The sequence below is a fragment of the Alcaligenes sp. DN25 genome (genome assembly GCF_023674485.1).
Classification (GTDB): domain Bacteria; phylum Pseudomonadota; class Gammaproteobacteria; order Burkholderiales; family Burkholderiaceae_B; genus Alcaligenes; species Alcaligenes phenolicus.
In genome coordinates this window covers 1,651,651-1,673,895 of sequence record NZ_CP098408.1, presented here as the reverse complement: position 1 = coordinate 1,673,895, position 22,245 = coordinate 1,651,651, and the positions used below count along the sequence as shown (strand labels likewise).

Genomic DNA, 22,245 nt, shown 5'->3' with positions numbered 1-22,245 from the left:
TTAAGGCTTGAGCAAATGCCATTGGCCATTACGTACCGTAATCAGCTCGCGACCACGCTCGTCAAAGCCGCTATGGTCTTCGGGCGACATGGTATACACACCTTGAGTAGCCACCAGATCACGGGTTTGCTCCAGCGCATCACGCAAAGCCGAACGGAACTCCGGCGTACCGGGTTTGGCCTTGGTAGCCGCCTCAGGAATTGCCTTTTCCAGCAAAAGACCAGCGTCGTACACGTTGGCACCAAATGTAGCGGGAGCCTGACCGTAACGCTCGGTATAGCGCTGGATGTAGTCCTGCGCGATAGGCTTGGACGGATTGCTATCGGCAATTTCAGGCAAGACCAACATCAGGCTGGCCGCCAGAATAGTGCCTTCAACCTGCTCGCCACCCAGGCTCAAGAACGCAGGCAGCGCAGCACCGTGAGTTTGGTAAATTTGCCCTTTGTAACCTTGCTTAACCAGCGTCACTTGTGGCAGAACAGCCGCAGCGCCAGTGCCGGCTACCAGGACCACGTCTGGTTTGGCCGCGTAAATCTTCAAGGCCTGGCCTGTTACCGAGGTATCGGAACGCACATAACGCTCAGTGGCCACAATCTTGATATTATTCGCCTCGGCCAGTTCCTTGAACACGGTCAACCAGCTCTCGCCATAGGCATCGTTAAAGCCCAGGAAACCGGCTGTTTTCACGCCGGTATCGACCATATGCTTGACCAGGGCCTGAGCAATAATGTCGTCGTTCTGGGTCGTTTTAAAAACCCATTTCTTTTGCTCGGTCATGGGCAGCACGACGGACGCCGCGCCCACCGGTGCCAGCACAGGCGTGCCCGAATCGGCCGCAAACTGAATCAGACTCATGGCATTGGGCGAGCCGGTAGGCCCGATCAAGGCATCAATCTTGTCCTCGGAAATCATTTTCTTGAACAGCGTCACCGTTTGGTTCGGGTCGCTGGCATCATCCAGGGAGACATATTCAACCGTCAGATCGCCAACCTTGGTAGGCAGCAGCGGCACGGTATTGCGCTGCGGCAAACCGACCACGGCGGTCGGTCCAGTGGCCGAGGCGATCACGCCAATCTTGACCTGTGATTGAGCCGGTGTGGCCAGAACAACGGACAAAGCGAAAGCAGTTCGAGTCAATTTCATAATGTGCAGAGCCAGTTAAGCCCTTCCCCCCTTGATATCAGCGCAGCCGCGCTTATATGTATTGATCTGGCATAAGATACCAAATTCCCCGTGCCGCACACGTCTTATTGAACGATTTGCTCTGGCAGGTCTGCTTACAATTGTACGCGGGCACACACAATAAAGTAGTTTATAACGAAGCTACTGTTTACCTTTCATAGAGCGATCCCATGTCACTTCAGCAAATGCTGCAACAAATTCTGCAAAGCGGCCAAAGCGCACTAAAACAAGGTCAAGGCCAATTGAACTCCTCCGGCCTGGGTAAGAAGATCAGTGAACAAGCCGGTGGTTTTGGTGGCGGCGCTGTGGTAGGCGGCGTTCTGGGCGTCCTGCTGGGCAACAAGAAGTTCCGCAAAATGGGCGGTTCCATGGCCGCGTACGGCGGAGCCGCTGCCTTGGGTGCCCTGGCCGTCAAGGTCTATCAGAACTGGCAGGAACAAAATGCGGGCCAGCAAGCGGCCCCAACACCCGTGCAAGCGATCCCAGCCGCCCCGCTACCGCTGGCTTCCAACGGTCCGGCCGATACCCATGCCATGGTCATCCTGGCCGCTCTGGTCTCCGCTGCCAAGGCAGACGGCCATATCGGTGATGCCGAGCGCGAATTGATTGACGCGGAAATCAGCAAAATGGCCGCCCCCGAACAAGCCCGTCTCTGGCTGTCGCAAGAACTGCTCAAACCGGTTGACCCGCAAGCCATCGCCCAATTGGCGCAAACGCCCGAGATGTCCGCTGAAATCTACTTGACCAGTGCCATCGTCATTGATGAGCAAAGCTATATGGAACGCGCGTATCTGGACGAGCTGGCACGTTTACTATCCTTGCCAAACTCCTTGCGCGAAAGTCTGGATAATCAAGTACAAGCTTTACCCCAAGCTTGATCGGGAGTGGGACCGTTCCATCAGAACACCCCCACTCTGATTGTTTTATTTTTCAACCCCGGGCTGACACTCCCAATGCAGCCCACGACTCATCAAGGAAACCACTCATGAAAAACACCCTCAAGTTGACGATTGGTACATTGGCCTTAATGGGTCTGGCCGCTTGCGCGGCTCCAAACAACAGCAACACCGCGACTTCCGAGCGCCAAATGGATAAAGAAACCTCTCTGCAGGCTTATCACTGGCGTCTGTTTGCCACTACCGGCAAAGACGGCCAGCCAGCCCCCGCCATACCTGGCGCAGGCGGCGAGCAAGTCACCTTGAATTTCACTGACACCATGATGTCGGTAGACAATCTGTGTAATGTCCTGGGCAGCGGCTACACCATCAACGGTTCCAAAATCACCTTTACCTCGCCAGTCAGCACCATGAAAATGTGCTCGGACCCCGAGTTGATGCGCAACGAACAAGCCGTTGGCAAATTGTTGCCTACAGCGACAGACTGGAGCATGGCCAAGGCCGATTCCGCACCGGATAATCCAGCACCGGTCCTTACCCTGAACTTTAAAGACGGCACCAAATGGCGCCTGAAAGGTGAACCTACTGCAACGACCCGTTACGGCAGCGAGCCTACCCGTGTGTTCCTGGAAGTGGCTGCACAAAAAGAGAAGTGCTCCCACCCCCTGATTCCAAACTACCAGTGCCTGAAGGTACGCGAGATCCAGTACAGCGATTCGGGCGTCAAGACCTACACGGGTGACTGGATGTACTACTACGGCGACATCGAGGGCTACACCCATACTCCTGGCGTTCGTAACGTGCTGCGTATCAACCGCTACGAACTGAAGAACGTGCCTGCAGACGCCTCGTCCAAGGCCGATGTTCTGGACATGGTTGTAGAGTCCGAACAAGTCAGCAAGTAACTCACGCAGCAAGGTCGTCCAAGCGCTTTTTGCACTGACGACGTGATCGCATAGCCCCAAGGTTGGAGTTGATTCCGGCCTTGGGGCTATTTATTTCAGGGACATTTTTTTCGAGCCAGGAAGCAAACTGTCCTGGTTCAGATCCTCTAAAGCCCATAAGAAACAGCACATTCGGAGCCACAAATAGTTACTCACTGCCATGCTTTGAACCTAGTCAGCAAGCCTGCCCATCCGTAGTATGGAAATACCGGATAACATTTTTCACCTCCCTATTTATCCGGCTTCAGGCCTTGCGACATGCGAGGCTTTTTTTTATGCCTGAACGGTGATGAGGCTTGCTCTTATTTCAGCGGCCCATAAAAAATAAAAAACGCACCGGCACCAATCAGTGTGAAGCCAAGCAGGTGATTCAGCGTAAAGCTCTCTTTCAGATACAGCACCGAGAACACCACGAACACCAGCAAGGTAATGACCTCCTGCATGGTCTTTAACTGCGCGGCACTGTAGACGGTATGCCCCAAACGATTAGCCGGCACCGCCAGGCAGTACTCCACCAAAGCAATGCCCCAGCTGATCAGAACGACTTTCAGCAAGGGGCTATTGGGATATTTCAGATGCCCATACCAGGCAATGGTCATGAACACATTGGAGACGACCAACATCAAGATGGGAAGGATCTTAGCCATTCTGGACACGGAAATAAAAAGCGGCCTGCACCGCGACCCGGCCAGTGTAGCGTCACATTTGAGCAGCGCCTATGGGGATAATCAGGCAGCAGAAAGACGGGGCATCAAGCAAGGGCTATCAGTCCATAACTTTCAAAAAATCCACCTCAATTTCGGGCGGGCGCTTGGAACTGGTATCGACCTGGCCAATCAGCTCCACCCTGGCTTTCTCATCCAAAGTCTGACCCGCAAAATGCTTGGCCTTGATCTCCGCCACGATTTCCCCGCTGCCATCAGAGAACAGAAACTTGTCGTGCGCCGTTTGACGTAGCAGATGACCTTGCACCCGCACGTCCTGATCATCGACGGGATTTTTCAGGATCTCCGCAACCGTCGTTTGACCAATCTCCGACGGGCCCGTGTACTGGGCATGGGCAGGAAACGACAGCGCGCCTGATAACAAAGCCAGCGCCACGGCCGAGCGCAATTTAACATAAGCAGACATAGTGACTCCTGTTGTTCATGGCTTGAAACTTAACCATAACAGCAGATATCATCAGCGTTCTAATTAAAATGGCGGTGTTGGGCTTGCCTTGTTACCAAGCGCGACATCACACCATCATTGCACCATGCCCCTTCTTGAGAACTTAGGCCCCCGCATCTGCATTCTTGGCCCATCCAATAGCGGTAAATCCACCCTGGCTGACGCGATCGCACGCAAGCTGGCCATCCCGGCCGTGCATCTGGATCAGCTCTACCACCTGCCCCATAGCAACTGGGTGCCCCGCCCCGAAGCAGATTTTGTTGCGCTGCACCAGGCGGCTATTGCGCAAGAACAATGGGTGATGGAAGGCAACTACACGCGCCACCTGGCCCCACGTCTGGCTCGTGCTACAGGTTTCATCGTGCTAGAGGTCTCCACCGCTACCAGCCTGCTGCGCTACTTCCGGCGCACCCTGTTTGAGCGCAACCGTCGTGGAGCCCTGGAAGGCGGTAAAGATAGTGTGAAATGGCAAATGATCCGCCATATCGCCATCGTGACCCCGCCCAATCGCCACAAATACTTGAGCATTTTCGAGGCAAGCACCTTGCCTAAAGTCAGACTAGGCAGCCCTCGCGACCTGAAACTGTTTTATCAAACCCAAGGCCTGCAACGCTAAGCGCACGAAGCGCTAACTCCTTGGGCTGTTTCCATCCGTGGGGCCCTATTTCCTCAAGGCCAACACATACCCCTGCAAACCGCTTAAAGCGCTCCGGTATCCATCAGCAACTCCTGCCATCTCTGTATATCGCTCTGCGCACAGGCCGACCACGTTGCGCAGCTGGCTGGCAATTCGGGCGTTTGCATCCAGCGCATGTCCGGCTCGGGCAGCCTGAGCGGCGACACGATCATTGGCGGCGGCGAGCTTGCTGTGCAAGCCGTCAAGATCGGCGCGAGCAGCCACAGCAACACGCTGAGCCGCATCCAGCTGCATTTGATAAGTGACTCGAACATCCTCCACCTCCTTTTGTAATCGTTGCTCCATCAAGCGTGCACGAACCTCGGCCTGCAACTGCGCCGCCCTGGTCTGCGCCTGGGCCAGCTCATAGCCTTTGCGATACTGCTCCTGACCATAAAGCGCCCCCCATAAAAAAAGGGCTGCCAGAACAGCAGCCCCTGCTAATGCAGACTTGATAGACATAACTGCCTCTCGGCCTGACGCCGCCGCTCCAACCCCCGTAGTTTGCGGCCACCGGCATAGACCCAACGATCCAGCTCCTGACATGCACCGGCTATATCCCGAACCCGTAGCTTGCGCAGCAAGGTCGAATTGGCATAGGCCCCGGCCCCCACGTTGTAAACAAAGCTGCTCAGCGCTACACGTACCTCATCCGGCAAGGGGTAGCTAACGGAACGATCCACCACACTCAAAGCGCGACGAACCTCCTGCTCCGTCAAGGCGTCGCAACGCTGCGGACTGACCATGTCACCCAGCTTGACTCCTTGTGTGTAGCCGTCGCAGATAGTCGGGATGCCGACGGGGTCCACATAGGCGATCAAAGAGCGCCCCTCCCAGGCGGCAACCAAAGCAATCGCCGCCGAGACTACCCCTGCACCCAGCTTAGTCTTCAGATCCATGCTTCCACTCCTTGAGCTGGCGCCAGGCACGCTGGATCCCGCCCACAATCCGCGCGGCCGCACGAGTAAAGTCCGGCAGCTTGGTCACAATCAAAATCACCACATAAGCCGCCCATAAAGTCAGCACAAAATCCTGCATCGTCCAACCATAAATAAGCAGGGCCGAGCCGGTGCTTATGGGTAGGTGAGCGGCGTCGTTATTCAGCACAGGCCCTTCTCCTTATTCAAATTTGTCCTGTCTGCTGCATCCCTTTTATGGGTGCAGCAGACATAAAAAAAACCCGCTCAAGCGGGCCGGGGGGAACAATTTTCAAGAAGTAATGATAGGTCTACGCAGACCACTCAAACTGATCCACTTCGGCTTTGCTATTTGCTTGCTGAACCTGCTCAGCCAACAGCGCATTACGCTGCATCAGACTCACAATGCGTGCCTTGGCCTCTCGACCCAATTGCTGAATCTGCTCGGTCGTATGCATACGCATAGCCCAATCGCCGGCCTGGTTCGCGCACCAAAATGGTGTAGACCAATCAGCGGCAAGACCAGGCAACAATGAATCAGCCAAACTACTAGCCAGATTCAATTGATCAGTTTCATTACTAGGGTATCGGTGAAGCTCACCCAAAACCTCGGACTCAAAGCCGTCCTTGATAGCCGCCCGGCAAGCTGCCGACAAAGCGGTAATCTTGCTTTCCTTATACGTCTGCAGTTGAGCTGCTGCCGTCACGACCTTACTACTATCAATATTGATCTGCATCGGTTTCCTCCTTTACTTCAGATTCAGGGTTTGTTTCAAAGTCAGCTTCAGGAGGCAACTCTGGGGCGGGCGCTGGCGATGGACATTGCTCAGGTAAAGCAACCAAGCCGTCCTCACTGATCACGACCGGCTCAGGAAAGCATGCTGCCGGATCTGTTTGATCCGCCGCGATATGAAAAAGCAGTTGATCAATCTCGACGCTGTCAGCATGACGGGTAACTGAGGCCTGCTTCAATAAGGGATGCTCGATTGCGCCGGCTGGCAGAACATCGCCAGGGGACATAAAGGACAAATCAAGCTCTTCCTGGTTAATTTTCAGAATGGTGCCCGAACGCTCCAGACTGATCTTTTGGACCATATCCACAGGGACCTGGGGGCATAGTTTGATGATGAAATTCATTATTTCCACACTCCAATTGCTACATAGTCAACTGCGGCACTTGTGCCAGTATCCACAATGCCGGCAGTGTCGCGAATAAAGAAACTACCCGCCCCTGAACCCATCCCCATTTGAGGCACGGCATAATATCCAGAGCCGTCAGACAGGGGCTGGATCACCGTAGTGGGGGGCGCAGTAAACGCCATGGGATAAGAGATCACTGGACTGGACGGCTTCCAGCCATTACCACTGAATGTGACTTGCCCACGACAAATTTGAGTGCCATTGGCAAACCGTATCCAATTGCCGTTTGAATTTGACCCCGATTGCACAACGGAGCCACCTGCCACATCACCCACAATATTCTTGTCGTGAACCAACTTGCAGGCTGGGCGGTATTCCCTCTTGCCCGAGACCCCACCATTTAAATAAAAGTTATCGGAGTAAGGATCGGTAGAAAGGCGCAGCCCCGCATTCATATTGCTGCCGTAGGGCATATCAAGAAAGAAAGAACCACCACCCCACGTTACCGCCCGTGTTTGGTAGTACCAGCCAAATGGATTGGAACTATCCCTGCCATTGGATGGGGTGGTTGTAGCACCACCTAATCCAAATTCACCGACATTCAAGGTGCTCAGCCAGGCTCGATATGTTCCGGACCGGCGCCCTCGGTGAACCACACCACCATCGGAGGAGACATAAATTTGGGCTCCCACCGTACCGGTCTGACGATGCCATACAACACCAGGCGCTGTGGTCGGTCTGTCGGTAATCGCCGTGCTTACGTAATACATGCCTGCCGGGACATCTACATCGTCAAGCGATGCCGTGGGCCAATGATCATATGAGTTTGCCGCCCCAAAACTACCCAAGCCGAATGCTCGACCATTAGTAAGAATTTTCCAGGCTGTCGGATCGTTAGGAGCAGCTTGCAAATCTGTCTTTTTTAAAACCGAATCCCACTCCCATTCAGTTTGGGAAAGCAGAAGTAGCGAAGCGACTCGATCTGCCAACTCCTTGACGTAACCCTGCATGGGAGCCAAAGCATAGGCCTGCCCACTGGCAGACGCACCTCGATAAACCTGCGTCAGCGTCAAAGATGTGTCTGACGCAATATTCTTTACTTCATAAAGCTGCCCATCAGGTGCCACAAATGCCTCACCCTGACGCGCTCCAGAAAGCCACTTTGTCCCGGTTCCGGTGACCGTGGCATTGTTTGCGGCGACCTTGACGGTCCCGGCGGTATACCAAGCCATTGCTATCCTCCTATGTATCGTATGCTTGCCACCTGGCTACAAACAATCAGCAAAAAAAACCCGCATGTGCGGGAATTATTAGAACTAGGCACTACTGTCGTAGCCTTAAACGTCATGCTTTCCACCTTCCGATAGCGATGACAAAAAAATCGGCCCAGTTATCGTTCTCAACTGAACCGGTCACTTTTCTGAAAATCACTCCTGTATTTTGGATCTCCAAAATTGGCGCTGCCGCAAACCCGCCATTGTCCCCTCCACCACTGACAGCAACGACAGGTCTGGTTATGAATGCCAAGGGATAGTGCCAAGGTTTGGCATTCCATCCGTTGCCAGGGAAAGCTTGATTTCCGTAGCAAATTTGGGTGCCATCAGCGAATCTAACCCATTGACCAGAAACGTTAGACCCCTGACTTATGACAGCTCCGGCAGTCACATCTCCCACAATGTTTTTGTCATGAACAAGTTTGCAGGCGTCCCGGTACGTTTTCTGTCCAGACACCGCACCGTTCATATAGAAATTGTCTGTATACGGATCAGTCGAAATCCGCAAGCCGGAATTAACGTAGGTTGTGTTGTAGGCCAGATCTAGGAAAAACGCCCCACCACCCCAGGCCGGCTTAGCGCCGGATTTGTAGTACCAGCCAGTTCTTTGCGCATCCCAAGATTCAGGAACGGCTTGGGCACCGCCGAATCCGTACAACCCAGCAGTCAGCACTTCTCGCCAGCCGTTATAGCAGTTGGAGCGGCGACCTCGCACAACCATATCTCCGTTGAACGACACGAAAATCTGCCCACCACCAGAACCTGACTGACGGTGCATAACAACACCTTGCTTTAGCACGCCGTCTGGCAGACCACTTGCCTGAGCTTCTGCCGCTGGAACATAGTACAGGCCAGACCCGACGCTCGCTGTATCTAGACTTCCACCTGGAAAGGCGTCACCACTTGCTGCGTCGCCAGCCCCCGTAGACCCAAGGCCGTATGCTCCCACCGTCATCAACTCTTTCCAGCTATTTGCCGCTCCATTATTGACTGTGCGGACGTGCCATTTATCAGTGATTGGTGAGTTATACAGCAAGCCATAATACGTTGAACCCCAACCCATCCTGAAGTAAGACCCGGCAGTGTGGACGTCCGGCTTACCTTCATCCGTGGAACCCGATCGATAAATACCATTGACCGTATTATTCAAAATATTCCGATCTGCAGCTACGCCATTCACCCCCCCAAATCCCCAATCAGCATTTCGCATCACGCGACCGGCAACGGGGTCTATGGTTGATGTTGTCAAAGTCCCCTTAGCGGCTGTCCCTATATCCGACAGCGCAGGCAGCAATTCTGCTGCACGATCTGCCAACTCTTTGACATAGCCTTGCATGGGGGCCAAAGCATAAGGCTGGCCCGTAGCCGTAGCACCACGATAGGGTTTCGTCAGCGAGAGGGAGGTATCAGAGGCAATGTTCAACACTTCGTATAAACGCCCGTCTGGCGCCACAAAGGCCTCACCCTGCCGAGCACCGGCCAGCCACTTGGTGCCAGTACCCGTCACCGTCGCGCTGTTTACAGTAACCTTGACTGTCCCTGCGTCATACCATGCCATTACTTCCCTCCTCCTGAAGCTGGGCCTCAGATGCCGGCTCGGTCTGCTGCTGCGAATCGCCGGCCTGCTGTACGCCCGTGGCGAGAATGTCGATCAAGCTACGAATCATGCCGCCAGCTAGCTCGGGCGTGATTCGATTACCCATGTTGTTCTCGAAAACCTGCGCAATAGAATGATGAATGTTCATTGAATGCCCATAAAAAAGCCGCTTTTCAAGCGGCTGGATATTTCTCTTTAACGGCTCGACATTGAGCCACCCATTTATCAACATCTGGCGGTAGTTGCTGGCCTTGCTCCTGCAAATGCCGGGCCAGCTTGTAGACTGCATCGAGCTGATCCCCAATATCCGGATACTCCCGTTGCCGGCGTTCTGCGTGGTTATTCGGCTGGTGGTGGATTTTCAATGGTGTAACTCCCATCCAAATACGGCCAGCGCGTGACCGTGATTTCGTACATTCCGGAGAACTGAAACGACAGCTCCACGTCCCCGCCGTCTGCGCACTCGTACTGCTGGCCCTCGATAGTAATTGTGCTGCCTGGGCGAACCCCGCGCAGCACCAGGCCCTCTGCCACGACCGGGCAAGCCGGACGCCGACGCGCCTGCCCACCGTAGAACCACCACGAATCATCAAGCGCGCCCGGAGCGACTCCCCCCGTCCAGGCAACCATAGTAGGGGCCAGAACATAATCTGGGTGCCCCTTAACTACCCCGTTAAACCGGCCTGTGCCCGGCATAAACAGTGTCACGGATTCATATTTTGGTCGCATATATTCACCTCATATTAAACAGTACGACCGTATCCACGGCGGAAAGCAGCGGCGGTGGGGTTGGGTCGATACCCGGTCTCCAGCTAACGTCTGCGGCCCACACGTCTATGGTGTTATTCCCAGCATTCAGCTCCGTGCTCACTACCTTTGAGATAGGGTTCTCAATGTTGGGCAGATAAGAGTTGCCCGAGTAGATATGCAAAGCGGGAAACTGGGCCAGTATCCATCCGTTCACACGAATAACGATCTTGTTGTGTCGAACAGTTGACGACGAAGCAGTACCGTTATAGAACACCATGATATTGGCTATACCGCCATGGGCTGTGTTAATGACTAAACTCCCGGAGCCGGATCGTGCTGCGTGCATGGTGACTGAGTTACCGGCAATCCTCAGCGTATCGACCTCAGCAAGCCCAATCTTGGCGCGTGTAATCGCCGCATCGCGGATTTTGCCGCTGGTAATTGCGGCATTTTCGATCTGAGCGTGCCCAATGGCAGCGTCCTGGATCTTCGCCCGCGAAATAGCACCGTCAGCAATTTTGGCTTCCGTAATCGACGCAAAGCCAATTAGCGCCGTATTCAGAATGCTGGCCCCACCCTGTACCGAAAACACCGTGACCGGATCACCGTTGGTCGCATGCATGACAGCAAAGCGGTCAGCTAACACTGCGAACGTGGACTGCATCACGCCAGACTCGTTGGTCAGGTCCAGGCCGACCCCTGCGACATACCGCACGCCGTTGGCGTTAGCTTGTAGTTTGATCCCCCACGCTGCCGATACTTTCGTGAACTCGCCCTCCAGCTCTACAAGCGCCTGCAGCGTTTCCTGAACAGCGGCTGATGCCGCGCTTGCCTGCCCAGCCACCCCACCCAGTTCTGCCTGGACAATGCGAATGGACTCAGCCAATGCCCGATTCTCCTCGGCCTGCACGTTACTAAACTCAGACAATGCGGCACGCGCCTGTGTCAGCCCCACGTTTGTCTGGTACTGATTCAACACGCTTTCAAGATAGGCATCTTCACCCGCTTGTTGGCGCTTGATTTCAGCATTGAGCACCATTTGATGACTGGACATTGCCTCCTGCTTGCCCTCCACGTCTGACACGCGTGTCTTAGTGTCGTTCAGGGCACCGGCGGTTGCTGCTAAGCCCGTGCTTGGATCTCGAACCTCATTTTGCAACGCAGTCAGGCTCTCTCCCTGAGAAGTGATCGTATTGCCATGCTGAGTCACCTTCGTTGACAATCCATCAACTGCGCTGGTGTTCGCCTGAGTTTGCGTCTGCAAATTGGCCAGGCTCGGCTGCCACTCCATGGCCGGAATAACCGCTCCTTTATAGAGCGTTGCCCAATGAATGACAGCCTCGCCTGCGTGGGTGCCGGGCGAGGGAACGTAATAGAAACGCAGCTCTTTAGGCTGAGCGTTGGCCGTGCTCTTTGTGAACTTGAGGACTTGCACGCTCCGAGTGACGTCCTTATCCAGCTCTCCCACCTGCTGCGAGCTGCCTCCCGCCCAAATACCGATAGCAGACGATGTGTCGCCACTGGCTGGCTTGTGGGTATAGCAGACAACAAGGGTATAGTCCTGCCCTGACTCAAAATCCTCCACCAAGTCGTAACGACCAAACAGATATATCGGCGTGGACCGCACAAGCTCCACATTTGAATCGAGAAGTAGGTTACCTGACGGTGCCGACAACGCACCAAGTTCTGCTTCTAACTGAGTGATGCTCTCGCCCTGACTGGAAATACTGTCTTCGGCCTGCTCAACGCGAGTCGTCAGCGCGTTAACTGCCGTAGCATCTGCTTTCTGATTTGCAGTGGCCTGTGCCGCATCTGCCGCCTCTTTTGCGGCTACAGCTGCTGCCGCAGCATCGGTAGCGGCCTTGTCGGTAACCGCCAACCAGGCACTGCCATTCCAGCGCTTGGGCGTATTGGCATTGTTTTTAGTGTCGATCCACAGATTTTGTGTCAAGCGCTTGGCAGCCGCAGGAGCTGCTGTTGCAAAGATCACCTCCCCTTTTGCCCCAGCGGTAGTGGCGGCAGCCGCTGCCGCATCCTGCGCCGCAACGGCTTTGGCATCGGCGCTATTCACGCTGGTCGTTAACTGCGTGATGCTGCTTGCTTGTGCATCAAGCTTGCCCTCGGTCGCCGTCACACGGGTACCCAAGGAATTAACGGCCGTTGCCAAGCCACGCTGCGCTGCATCCAGGCCATCCACCTTGCTGGACAGCGCGGTGGTGGAGTCAGACAAGGAGCGCAGGCCGCCCTCCAGCTGCTCGACCTGAGTGCGCATGGATTGCACGGAGGAACCCAAGGCACCAAGACCCGTTACCGGATCATTCACCTGGCCTGCGACTGTATTGATCTGCTGAGCATTAGCCTGAATCCGGCCTTCAGCACTCTCCACCCGGCTGATCGTCTCCTGCGACTGGACCGCCAAAGCAGCAAGACCATCAGTGATCGAGGCAAAGTCTCCGATCAGCCCCCAATACGCCGCATCCGTTATCTTCTTGCCTGCCGGTACAGCCTTTTTAGCGCGGTACATCTTGTCATTGGCAAAGACGACAGAACCGGCTGCATAGGCTTTTTTCGAATCCCATTTATCAGCAAGAAGCAGCTCTTGTACTTGGCCATTGACCTCATCAACCCGTTGATTCAGCTCACCAAGCTCAAGAGTCAGATCTCCCACGGAATCGCGGATTTTGGGGATATCGCGGATGTCACCCATCAGCAATTCACCCAGGCCGCCCTCCACAATGGATGGAGTGATCAGCTCGTTATACTCACTGGCCGATGTAGAAGGCACACCACGAATACCAGGATTTGACTCTGCCGGGAACCACGGTCCTTGAGTCCCGTTTTTATCGATCAGACGTGCCCAGAAGAAATGCTGAGCCGTCACCGCCAAACCTGTTTGCTCGAATGAGTCCGTCGGATACGCAAAACCACCGGCACTCAGCGAATCTGCAAAGCTTTGTGTCGAGCTATACCTGATCTCGGTGCGCTCAATGATGTTCGGATCCGCTGGAAAACTCCATTTGACTTGTATACCCCAAGGAATGGAGCTGGTCCTCAGGTCGGTCACAGGCAAAGGGGCAGACAACTTACCAGACAACTCTGTCAGATCTGAGTTGCCCCACAGGCTGGACACATCCAGAACGTTAATCGCACGTACACGTGCACGATACGCACCTGCATAGATGTTAGGAACTTCGACACTGGTGGAGCCCGTACGCGGAACTACAACCCACTCGGAATTATCCCGACGCCACTGCACCTCATAGGCAACAGCATTGGGAACAGCGTCCCAGGAAATCACCGCATTATGTCGGGCCTGCCCCTGATCAATGACATGATAAGAGGTGATTGAAACATTACCTGGAATGCTCTGAACAGGCGGGGGAACAACGCTAACCGGTGGAGTTTCCACGCGGGTTTCATAGTCGATCGCGGCATGTTTTCCATCCACATACTGGACAGCATGGATGGTGTACTTAAGATCGCCGTCTTCGGCAACACTGATAACCCGATACTTCTGGGTCGACAGATCGGCTGCACTAATAGCCCATGCCGCTTCTGGTTCTGGCTCCAGGCTAAAGGGCGGGTCAACTTGTACAGTTTGGGTTTCAGTAGCCGCTTGCGAGGAAATCACAATGGGACGTGACTGCGACACACCATCTGACAACACAACAGTCAGACGATCTCCAGCAGCAACCTTCACTGTGGCATCCAGCATGACTTCCGATTTGGTGGCAGACCGTACCAAACCACCAATACGACGCCCAGCCAAATGAGCATCCGCAATCTCAATAATTTGCCCAGGCTGTGCGAGTGTCCCTGACAAACCAACGCCGAAAGTAACCGTTTCAGTTTCCATCCGGGAGGTAAACAAGGCACTTCGCCCCATGCGCTGTGCCTGCCCCTGGGACGTACACCCAAAAGCAGTCAGCTCCAGTTGTCGAACACCGTAACGTGCAATGCCGTCAGGGTCTTCAAGCACTTCAACCTTGGCTCTGCCCATGTCCGTTTCATCATTCCAGGACACAAGGGCAACGGTATAACGGGTTGCGAGACTGGACCCTGAATAATTAAATATGCCATCCACAACATTGGCATTGGAGTAGGTGTATACGGAATCGCGCGGCATGTCCGCCACGGCCAACACAGTTCCCTGAGCATAATAGGCTATGCCTCGAAAAACAGAGGCCAGATCCTGCAACACTCTCCAGGCCTCAGCCTTATCCTGCAAATACACGTTGCAAGAGAAGCGTGGTTCAGTACCTCCTTTACCATCGGGAACTTGCTCATCACAATACTGAGCAATCTGATACAAGGCCCATTTATCCAACCAGGAGGCTGGCAACAAGCGCCCTAAACCGTCGCATGCATTAGTCGCCAAGTCATAAAAAACCCAGGCAGGATTGTCCGTCCAGGACATTTTGAACGTACCATCCCAACTACCACTATAGGTATGAGTCCAGGCATCGTAGTTGCTAGGAACACGGACAACACGTAGATACAGATCAAAAGCACGAGACGGAATACTTTGAAACTGCTTGGCATTAACTCGCAGGCCTATGCATGCTGACATGGGGCGACGAAGCTTGGCATCGGTCACCTCGGTAATCGAGTCCACATACGTCGTATCACTAATGGTCGAGTTACTGGCATTAGCGGTCAGTCTACGCACACGGACTGACCAGCCTGTCGTCGCACGGGGTAAATCAATACGATGGCTGCGGGAGTACTGTTGAGTGGTCTTGCCATCAAAGGAAGCGCGCAACACTTCAACAAAAGCCGAATTGTCTGTAGACAGCTCAATCACATATTCAACTCGATACCCTGTGATATCACCTGTTTTCTTGGATTGCTGTTTGAGACCTCGCACCGACAATCCCACTCGCAAACCAGAAATATGAATATTCTGGATGGCGCGTGTAAACGGCTGATCAGAACGCAACTCCACATTCACAGCCGTAGTAGACTCAGCGGCTGGAAAACCAGGTATATAGCTTTGGTCTTGCGTCCCGGCTCGAAACTCCATTTGAACATCCTGGAAATTCAAGCTGCCATCCTCATTTTGAATCGGCGTGTTATCCAGGTATACAGAACGTAGCGGGCTATTTTCATGCGCAAAGCCATGAATTGGGCCCGCACTGATCAAGTCGACAATAGAAGCGTAAGCAATACTATGCAGGTTATCTGCATCTTCAACTGGTGTTCGTGTGGAGCCCCCCCCTCCTTTACCACCCTTGTGGCCTTTAACGCTGTAGCCACCCGAAACAGGAACGGCGCCCTCAGGCGCCGCAATGTTGTAATCAAGAAGTCGCATCACATCTGATCCTCTGAGTAAATCCCGGCAGACACAACAGCACTACCAACAAACTTTCGTCCATAACCGAGCGGAATAGGATTACCTTGAGCCGTTGTATTGACTGGCCCATTAAAGTTGTAGGAAGGCTTGTTTTCTGGACGGTCTTCTGTACCCAGGCCTTGCTGCATAGGAGAAATCATTTGAAACACTCCTCCCAGGGCCAGCCCTGCACCAGCAATCATCAAGCCCTTGCCCAAAACTGCCCAGCTTGGTGGCATCAGAAACCCTGCTACAAAAAGCCCCACACCCAAAATAGTTTGAAACAGCCCCCCTCGCTTGGCGCCTTGCATGACAGGGGCAATCCGTATTTCATCCTGGCCCACCGGGGCGTGAAGCGCTTCTTCATTGATGTTCATCTTGGAAAGAAAGCAGGCGTACGAGATCCCCCGCTCACACGAAGTCATCAACTCCTGCTCAAATCCTGGCAACAGCACACACAAAGCCCTTACGGCTTCGGCCAGGGAATTGACGGCCAAACGATGCACCCGTCCAAAACGGCTGCCAAGCTTGCCATACAGCCGTATGGTTCGCAGTTCTTGATCCATTGATGCTGTCATCATCACAACAACTCCTTATGTCGAATAATCTTGCGAGTAATCTGCGCCCAATAACCGCCGTAAGGCACACGCTCTGACAAGTAGCCGTAGGCATGGTGCAACATGGCATCGGGTACCGGATGCAGATAAGAAGCTTCTGCCAAAGGCTCTGCCCCGAGATAAATTCCCGCATGGTTGACCCGCTCACTACGTAACTGCATCAAGATCACATCGCCTGTTTTAGGACCGTCTTCGACCTCAACAAAGCCCGCTTTTGCAAAGTTATCCAAGTACAACTCGTCCCCTCCCTCCCACCAACCATCCTCACGCTCAAAGTCTGGTAAAGCGATTGCCCTTTCCCGGCGATAAAAGTCCTGTATCAAGGTGTAGCAATCGAGCACACCGTGATAGAACTGACGGCCGATCAAGGGAGCCTGATAACCCTCGGGACAAAAAGACTCCATGCCCTCAATCCGGGGACCATCATCGCCAGGCATCACCGACACAATCAGCCACTCCAGAGGTTTGACGTGTTCGGCCATTGCCTCGCATGCCACCCGATCAGCCTGACTGGGCACTGCGGGCATGTTCGGATGCGAATGCACAAAGGCAATCAACTCACCCTGCTCCTGGGCCTGTACCCAGTCTTGCGGACGGGTGGCAAAGTAGTCTTCAGGCTCAGCGGCCACATTCACTCCTGGCACATACATTTCCTTGCGCCCCTTGGCCACCACAAAGCCCACTGCTTCGCGTGGATACTCGGCCAAGGCGTGCGCATTAATCGCTTCTATGGTTTTTTTATTCATACGACACCCATAAAAAAAACCGCCCATGGCGGTCGTCCAACGCTTTACTGAAATCAAGAAACCCCGAACACCACAACCTGGCTCGCCTATCGGTTGAAGCTTGGCCCGCAGTGCCCACCCTCCAGTAGCCAACTACCGCTTACCAGAAGACAAATACGACGGCCCGAGCTCATCCTTATCGCACTCGGTCAGCAGCCGGTTCACCACCAAAAGAGATCTCGGCTTCCTCTGGCCGACAATTCTGGACACTGGCCCAGCGCAACTGGCAACTACGTACAAAACCGGGGCAACGATCCAGGGCCGGATCCTGTACGGGTTGATCGTTCTTGTCGAACATGGCCGAGCCGGTATAGCCACAATACGGACCACGGTAGCCGCCCACACGCGTCCAGGAGCAATACGTCATGATCTGGCGACCTGGCAATTGCTGCCCCTGAAAGTCCAGGGGACTGGACAGCTCAAACTCTACAAGCTGAGCATTGCTGGCGACACGCTGTTCAATCAACCAGACCTCCGGCGGAAATGCCTGGGTCGGGTCTGCGGTCGGGTTACCTTCAGGGAAGTTGGCTGCATCCAGATACTTGGCCAAGGTACGGTGACGGATAAACCTTGCACCAACCAAATCACCATACAAGCGACACATGGCAGAAATCACACCCGGAATTTTCTTGCCACTCTCATCCACACCAATATTGCCTACCTGAATACTAGGCGTTGGCTGACGACCCTCTCCCGTACGCTGAAAACCGCTGGCTTGAATAGCCCAGGGCTCGTAGCGCTCTCCCTGCCACCAAATCGGAGTCTCTTGCGGGTAGCCGTGAAAACGCAAGGTACCGGCACCGATTTCCTCCGCGTCCAGTTCAAACACTTCAACAATGGTGCCTGGCTCCAGTTTTTGAATATCTGCCGTTATGCTCATGGTCGAAATCCTTGTTCAAAACCGAGTGACAACTGCCAAACAGGGCCACCTCTATGGGTTTTGGTATAACCGCGACACTGCACCACCATAGCCTCACTCCAGCCTGGTGGAGTCCAGAGAAAAGCGCGTCCCTCGCCATGACGGTCCAGGAACTCCTGAATAGGCCCCATCTTTTCTTCGGTACCGACAAACATCAAAGACCAGCCAGACCGTCGCGGGTTCAGACCAGCACCTGCGCTTTGCTCATACCCGTCACCAAAACGAGCGGAGAGCACACGGTACTGAACCTCTTCAGAAATTGCCTTTTGCTCAGGCAGCCAAGTAAATGTTTCCATCATCGTGAATATCCATTGCGTTGATTCCATAACAAGCCGCCTTGTCGCATTTCACGCGACAAAGTCTGCTGCACTTGAGCAGCAATCAGCGTCCCCAACTGCCGGCCCTGCATATCGTCGCCATCCACCTGCGTCTGGCCATCGCTTTGCGACATATTGACTGCCACATTGATCTGGAATCCTTGAGCTCCGGCCTGCCCTGGGTCACTACCGGCGTCCTGCAGGTAATCCGTCAGATCCGAGTTCTGACGGGCACTCAACACACGCTCACCTTTATCCAGCAACCAGGTTCCCTCATACGGCACACGATCGATACCTTTATGAGCAACACCCATAAGATTCGTCAAAGCAAAAGTATTTGCTATTCCTAAAGATGCCGGGACAGCATTGGCACCTTGGGTAGCCAAAGACACCAAGGTCGCTGGCCCACTCCAAGCCGCTGCAATAGTGGCGGCTTGAGCGGCACTGGTCGTGGTAGTTGTTGCACCTATGGTTTCACCCAGCATTGCATTGACCGCCATACGCACACCGATCTTGATCAGCATCTTCAAGACCTCGTCACTGATCCCAACAAACAGGCCACGTAGATCCAGCTCACCTGTTTTCACAAAATTGAACAGGGTTTGTTCGATATTCTCAAAAGCTGTCTCAAACACCTGCTGCGTCAGCGCGGACACATCAATTGCAGTCGCTGCAAACTTGCGCAGCTCTTCGGTAAAGAAAGAGGTACCCGAACTCTCCGAAGAACCAGCCCCCCCAAGCGAAGCCCCCGGTTGTGGTCCAAAGAATGATCCACTTCCGCCGTATGCAGGACCAGGTCCGCTCATCCCACCCAAGCCCGGCACATGCCCATCCAAAGAAAAAGGGTCTGCACCAAACCCGGGCAGGCGCGAACCAAACATATTGGAGTACGTACCAAACCCGGGAGTCGGGGTTCCTGGCATGGCTGGATAGCTACCATAGCCCGGCAAGCGGGTGCCGAACATGGGGGCATTTATGTCTTCATTCGGATTCGCAAACCGGGTCAGGCCGGGTACACGCAAACCATACAAATTCGTCCCTGGATCCGGCATGGGAGCAAGAGGGCTTCCACCGGTGCAACAACAAGGCACACAGTCCTGCGCCGCCGCAGCAGGTATCTGCTCGGCTTTATCCTGAACTGCTTTGGTGGCCTTGGCGGCAGCGTCATCTTCTTTTTTCTTCGGCCCGCTGATCGCCTCCAGCACCGCTCCAATGCCGGCCTTGATCAACATGCGCAGCGCCTCATCCGCTACGCCGACCAACAAGGTATTCCAGTTGAATTTGCCTGTCTTGACGAAGTCGAACAGACTTTTTTCCAGATTGGTAAAGGCATTGGTCACAATGCTTTCCATCGGAGTAGCCATATCAGAGGCTGCCTCGATGTATTTGGCAATCGCCGCTTGACGACCTGCATTCCATCCCTTGTCCTCCTCACTCTTTCTGGAATTACCAGAGGAAGCTGGAGCCTTCTTGGGCGCTGCGCTGGCTGGAGCGGGAGAAGGCGCCGTAGACGGTGCATTCACTGGTCGACTGGGGGCTGCTGCAGGGGGGGCAACCGTATTCACCACCACAATGGGGGGCTGAGACGCCACAGGACGTTTGGGCAAGGCTTTATCCAAAGCCTGAATAAACTGATCGATGGCTTGCGCACTGGCTTTGGCCTTTTTCCCAACCAGGGCAAACTGATTCCCTGCATCAGCAAGTGCGTTGCCAGCTTTGACAGTCGTCACTGAAAGACGAAGGCCCGCTTTATCAAGCGCCTTCATTGCCTTTTCCAGATCCGCAATCTGCTGTTTCATATTTTTGGGGTCCATGACTATAGAAAATAGGCTTGTCTGCGCTGCATCTCTCGCCTACAAAAAAGCCCCGCCAACCCAGGCGGGGCCATCAACACTAGCTATGTGAAAAATCACTCGTTTTCGTTCTCCTCATCGCCTGAACAGAACATCGGGCAGTCGAGCAGGCTTGCACAGGCCGCTCGACTGCCCGGATAGCAAGCCAAACCTAGGACTTCTGACGCTCCACGCCATCAATCGCCAATACCGCGGCATCCAGCTCGGCACGAGATAAGGGCGTCCCGTAAGCACCGACCACGGCCGAAATATCAGCGGTACTCAATGGCAAGGGAAAGACGCCACCCATCCCCGTTACGACAGGTCGACAACGGCTGGCTGCGTGATAAATCATGATGATGTGGTCAGTAATCGGATCCGAGGGAACCTCGGGCGGTACGGCCGCCCCCAGCTTCGCATAGATCAGCTTGCGCTTTTGGCTTGGCCCGGCCCACTCTTTTTCCCACTGGAACCGGGCGAGGACTTTTCCACCGTTTCCTTGACCTCCTCTTGAGCCTCTTTGGCCAGTTGAGCCGCGTGCAGCAGAACCCAGGTAAAGAGATCGCTATCGCCAGACAGCAATGCCGCCGCATTCTCTGGCGAATACGGAACCTGACGACCAGTCTCGTCCTGAATCTGGCCCTTCCAATCCCGAATAATGTAACGACCCAGCAATTGACATTGGATGTCATGCTCACGGACGTCGCTATCGGACACCAGAATGGAACTCAAGGATTGGCCCGCATCTTCACGGGCAATCAAACGTCGCACTCGCTCCAGAGCGATTTGATAAGCCTCGGTATCCAGTCGGGTCAGTTTGAAGGACACATCATCGGTGTAATCCTCCCACCGCTCCTGACTCAGCACCGATTCCAGTCGATTAATCTTCAAAGCCATGTCATCACTCCTTAAGGTGCAGGCGCAGCAACGGGGCTACGAGTCAGCACGGGAGTTTGCTTGGCCACGGTGAAGTTCAGCTCCACTTTCAGAATGTCGCCCTTGGCACCGTTAGGCAAATCACCATCGACCTCAATGGCAGGCAGATCGATCTCGTACTTGTTGCCCAGAGAGTCGGTGATCGGGAAGGAAATGGCGATCGGGGTGCGTTTGAACTGGTTCTTCCACAGCTCCCAGGCCTTCTGAGACCAAGCCAGGGTCACCGTGCCGGTGATGGCTGCTGCGGTCTCAATCAGGGCGCCGGGGCCCAAGCGCTCGGCACCAAAGCAGCGTTGGGTCTGCAACTGGTTGTCGATGTTCAGGGTCAGGCCCGATACGCAAGCCTGGCCAGCCAGGGACACACCATTGGCTTTCACATCACCCACGCTGATCGAGGACATGAACGGGGTTTGGCTGGGCTCGGCCGGATCGGTGGCAAAGGGAGTTTCCTTGTCTTCGTAATCCAGGCAAGACATGGTGAAGGTCACGGTGGCTTTGCCTTCTTCAGGCACTTCCAGGGCAAAGGTGCTGACATGTGCACCTTTGAACAGCGCGTAGACATCCACATCGCGATAGGCCTTAGCCAGGCTGAAGGTACTGCGGGTCTCGCCCACGCTCAGCTTGTTCTCTTTCCACTCGCCGTAGAAGGCAGCGGCCAGCAGCTCGTCAAAGGTGCCGTAGGACAGTTCACCCGTGATGTCGCCACCAATATCAATGCTGGTCACGATTGAACCCTGACCAATACGCGAATCGGTGATTTCTTCGGACTCCTCCTTGTTCAGAGTCGGAGTCAGTGTGTTGCCGGTGACGCGCAGCGTCTGCCAGCCCGAACCAGGGGTCACACCGGGAACGGTTTCTTTAACCAGGTAGCTAGTAACTTTAGCGCCAGAACTCATAATGCATCTCTCCTGTATGCAGGCAAAAAAAACCGACGCGAGGTCGGCACAAAAAAACAGGTAAA

24 protein-coding genes are annotated in these 22,245 nt (G+C 54.4%); 3 read left to right on the top strand and 21 right to left on the bottom strand.

Translation table 11 applies throughout. The annotated features are described in order from the left end of the window. Nucleotides 1-1,143 carry an ABC transporter substrate-binding protein gene (locus NBV64_RS07760; protein WP_250757023.1) on the bottom strand — a complete coding sequence of 381 codons (1,143 nt, stop codon included), beginning with the start codon at nt 1,141-1,143 and terminating at the stop codon, nt 1-3. Nucleotides 1,144-1,352: 209 nt separating this feature from the next. Here NBV64_RS07760 and NBV64_RS07755 point away from each other — a divergent pair, with 209 nt between their 5' ends. Together NBV64_RS07755 and NBV64_RS07750 are read left to right on the top strand one after the other, a co-directional pair. Then, a complete protein-coding gene (locus NBV64_RS07755; RefSeq protein ID WP_026482931.1) occupies nt 1,353-2,060 on the top strand; it encodes a tellurite resistance TerB family protein in 708 nt (235 codons plus the stop codon). A gap of 107 nt (nt 2,061-2,167) precedes the next feature. Next, complete coding sequence (locus tag NBV64_RS07750; protein ID WP_250757022.1) at nt 2,168-2,983, top strand: META and DUF4377 domain-containing protein; 816 nt, start codon at nt 2,168-2,170, stop codon at nt 2,981-2,983. Between the two features lie 341 nt (nt 2,984-3,324). Here NBV64_RS07750 and NBV64_RS07745 read toward each other — a convergent pair whose 3' ends face one another. Next, entirely contained in the window at nt 3,325-3,669 is a 345-nt protein-coding gene (locus NBV64_RS07745; RefSeq protein WP_021446759.1) for a DMT family protein, read from the bottom strand. Between the two features lie 118 nt (nt 3,670-3,787). After that, a complete protein-coding gene (locus tag NBV64_RS07740) occupies nt 3,788-4,153 on the bottom strand; it encodes a YgiW/YdeI family stress tolerance OB fold protein (protein ID WP_250757021.1) in 366 nt (121 codons plus the stop codon). Nucleotides 4,154-4,277: 124 nt separating this feature from the next. Here NBV64_RS07740 and NBV64_RS07735 point away from each other — a divergent pair, with 124 nt between their 5' ends. Next, complete coding sequence (locus tag NBV64_RS07735; RefSeq protein WP_250757020.1) at nt 4,278-4,808, top strand: P-loop NTPase family protein; 531 nt, start codon at nt 4,278-4,280, stop codon at nt 4,806-4,808. A 45-nt stretch (nt 4,809-4,853) separates the two neighbouring features. On the opposite strand, the gene NBV64_RS07730 is transcribed toward NBV64_RS07735, so the two are convergent. The 18 genes from NBV64_RS07730 to NBV64_RS07645 form a co-directional block, all read right to left on the bottom strand. Then, complete coding sequence (locus tag NBV64_RS07730; protein ID WP_250757019.1) at nt 4,854-5,330, bottom strand: DUF2514 family protein; 477 nt, start codon at nt 5,328-5,330, stop codon at nt 4,854-4,856. Beyond that, on the bottom strand, nt 5,309-5,767 hold the full coding sequence (locus NBV64_RS07725; RefSeq protein ID WP_009459871.1) for a lysozyme: 459 nt from the start codon (nt 5,765-5,767) through the stop codon (nt 5,309-5,311). Before NBV64_RS07725 ends, NBV64_RS07730 begins: the two co-directional genes overlap by 22 nt. After that, a complete protein-coding gene (locus NBV64_RS07720) occupies nt 5,751-5,975 on the bottom strand; it encodes a twin-arginine translocase TatA/TatE family subunit (RefSeq protein WP_009459872.1) in 225 nt (74 codons plus the stop codon). The genes NBV64_RS07725 and NBV64_RS07720 overlap by 17 nt, the downstream gene beginning before the upstream one ends. Nucleotides 5,976-6,096: 121 nt before the next feature. Beyond that, on the bottom strand, nt 6,097-6,522 hold the full coding sequence (locus tag NBV64_RS07715; RefSeq protein ID WP_009459873.1) for a DUF4376 domain-containing protein: 426 nt from the start codon (nt 6,520-6,522) through the stop codon (nt 6,097-6,099). Continuing rightward, nucleotides 6,506-6,922, bottom strand: a complete 417-nt coding sequence (locus NBV64_RS07710) for a hypothetical protein (RefSeq protein WP_009459875.1) — start codon at nt 6,920-6,922, stop codon at nt 6,506-6,508. Before NBV64_RS07710 ends, NBV64_RS07715 begins: the two co-directional genes overlap by 17 nt. Continuing rightward, nucleotides 6,922-8,157: a hypothetical protein gene (locus tag NBV64_RS07705; protein ID WP_009459877.1), complete on the bottom strand. Its 1,236-nt coding sequence runs from the start codon at nt 8,155-8,157 to the stop codon at nt 6,922-6,924. Before NBV64_RS07705 ends, NBV64_RS07710 begins: the two co-directional genes overlap by 1 nt. Before the next feature lie 112 nt (nt 8,158-8,269). Beyond that, the gene (locus NBV64_RS07700; RefSeq protein WP_250757018.1) at nt 8,270-9,757 is read right to left on the bottom strand and encodes a hypothetical protein; all 1,488 of its coding nucleotides are present in this window, start codon (nt 9,755-9,757) and stop codon (nt 8,270-8,272) included. Continuing rightward, a complete protein-coding gene (locus tag NBV64_RS07695) occupies nt 9,744-10,085 on the bottom strand; it encodes a hypothetical protein (protein WP_250757017.1) in 342 nt (113 codons plus the stop codon). Before NBV64_RS07695 ends, NBV64_RS07700 begins: the two co-directional genes overlap by 14 nt. A gap of 50 nt (nt 10,086-10,135) precedes the next feature. Beyond that, nucleotides 10,136-10,504: a hypothetical protein gene (locus NBV64_RS07690; protein ID WP_250757016.1), complete on the bottom strand. Its 369-nt coding sequence runs from the start codon at nt 10,502-10,504 to the stop codon at nt 10,136-10,138. 25 nt (nt 10,505-10,529) lie between these two features. Then, nucleotides 10,530-15,857, bottom strand: a complete 5,328-nt coding sequence (locus NBV64_RS07685; protein ID WP_250757015.1) for a TipJ family phage tail tip protein — start codon at nt 15,855-15,857, stop codon at nt 10,530-10,532. Then, entirely contained in the window at nt 15,857-16,444 is a 588-nt protein-coding gene (locus NBV64_RS07680; protein WP_250757014.1) for a tail assembly protein, read from the bottom strand. The genes NBV64_RS07685 and NBV64_RS07680 overlap by 1 nt, the downstream gene beginning before the upstream one ends. A 14-nt stretch (nt 16,445-16,458) precedes the next feature. Then, nucleotides 16,459-17,241 carry a C40 family peptidase gene (locus NBV64_RS07675; RefSeq protein ID WP_250757013.1) on the bottom strand — a complete coding sequence of 261 codons (783 nt, stop codon included), beginning with the start codon at nt 17,239-17,241 and terminating at the stop codon, nt 16,459-16,461. A gap of 175 nt (nt 17,242-17,416) precedes the next feature. Further along, nucleotides 17,417-18,160: a phage minor tail protein L gene (locus NBV64_RS07670; RefSeq protein WP_250757012.1), complete on the bottom strand. Its 744-nt coding sequence runs from the start codon at nt 18,158-18,160 to the stop codon at nt 17,417-17,419. Beyond that, nucleotides 18,157-18,498: a phage tail protein gene (locus tag NBV64_RS07665; RefSeq protein ID WP_051316388.1), complete on the bottom strand. Its 342-nt coding sequence runs from the start codon at nt 18,496-18,498 to the stop codon at nt 18,157-18,159. The genes NBV64_RS07670 and NBV64_RS07665 overlap by 4 nt, the downstream gene beginning before the upstream one ends. Next, nucleotides 18,495-20,315: a phage tail tape measure C-terminal domain-containing protein gene (locus NBV64_RS07660; RefSeq protein WP_160289034.1), complete on the bottom strand. Its 1,821-nt coding sequence runs from the start codon at nt 20,313-20,315 to the stop codon at nt 18,495-18,497. Before NBV64_RS07660 ends, NBV64_RS07665 begins: the two co-directional genes overlap by 4 nt. Before the next feature lie 205 nt (nt 20,316-20,520). Then, nucleotides 20,521-20,703, bottom strand: a complete 183-nt coding sequence (locus NBV64_RS07655) for a hypothetical protein (protein WP_250757011.1) — start codon at nt 20,701-20,703, stop codon at nt 20,521-20,523. A gap of 68 nt (nt 20,704-20,771) precedes the next feature. Further along, nucleotides 20,772-21,245, bottom strand: coding sequence for a phage-derived protein YdaY family protein (locus NBV64_RS07650; protein ID WP_250757010.1), 474 nt, complete (start codon nt 21,243-21,245; stop codon nt 20,772-20,774). An 11-nt stretch (nt 21,246-21,256) separates the two neighbouring features. Further along, complete coding sequence (locus NBV64_RS07645) at nt 21,257-22,180, bottom strand: phage tail tube protein (RefSeq protein WP_021446765.1); 924 nt, start codon at nt 22,178-22,180, stop codon at nt 21,257-21,259. Nucleotides 22,181-22,245 lie beyond the last annotated feature (65 nt).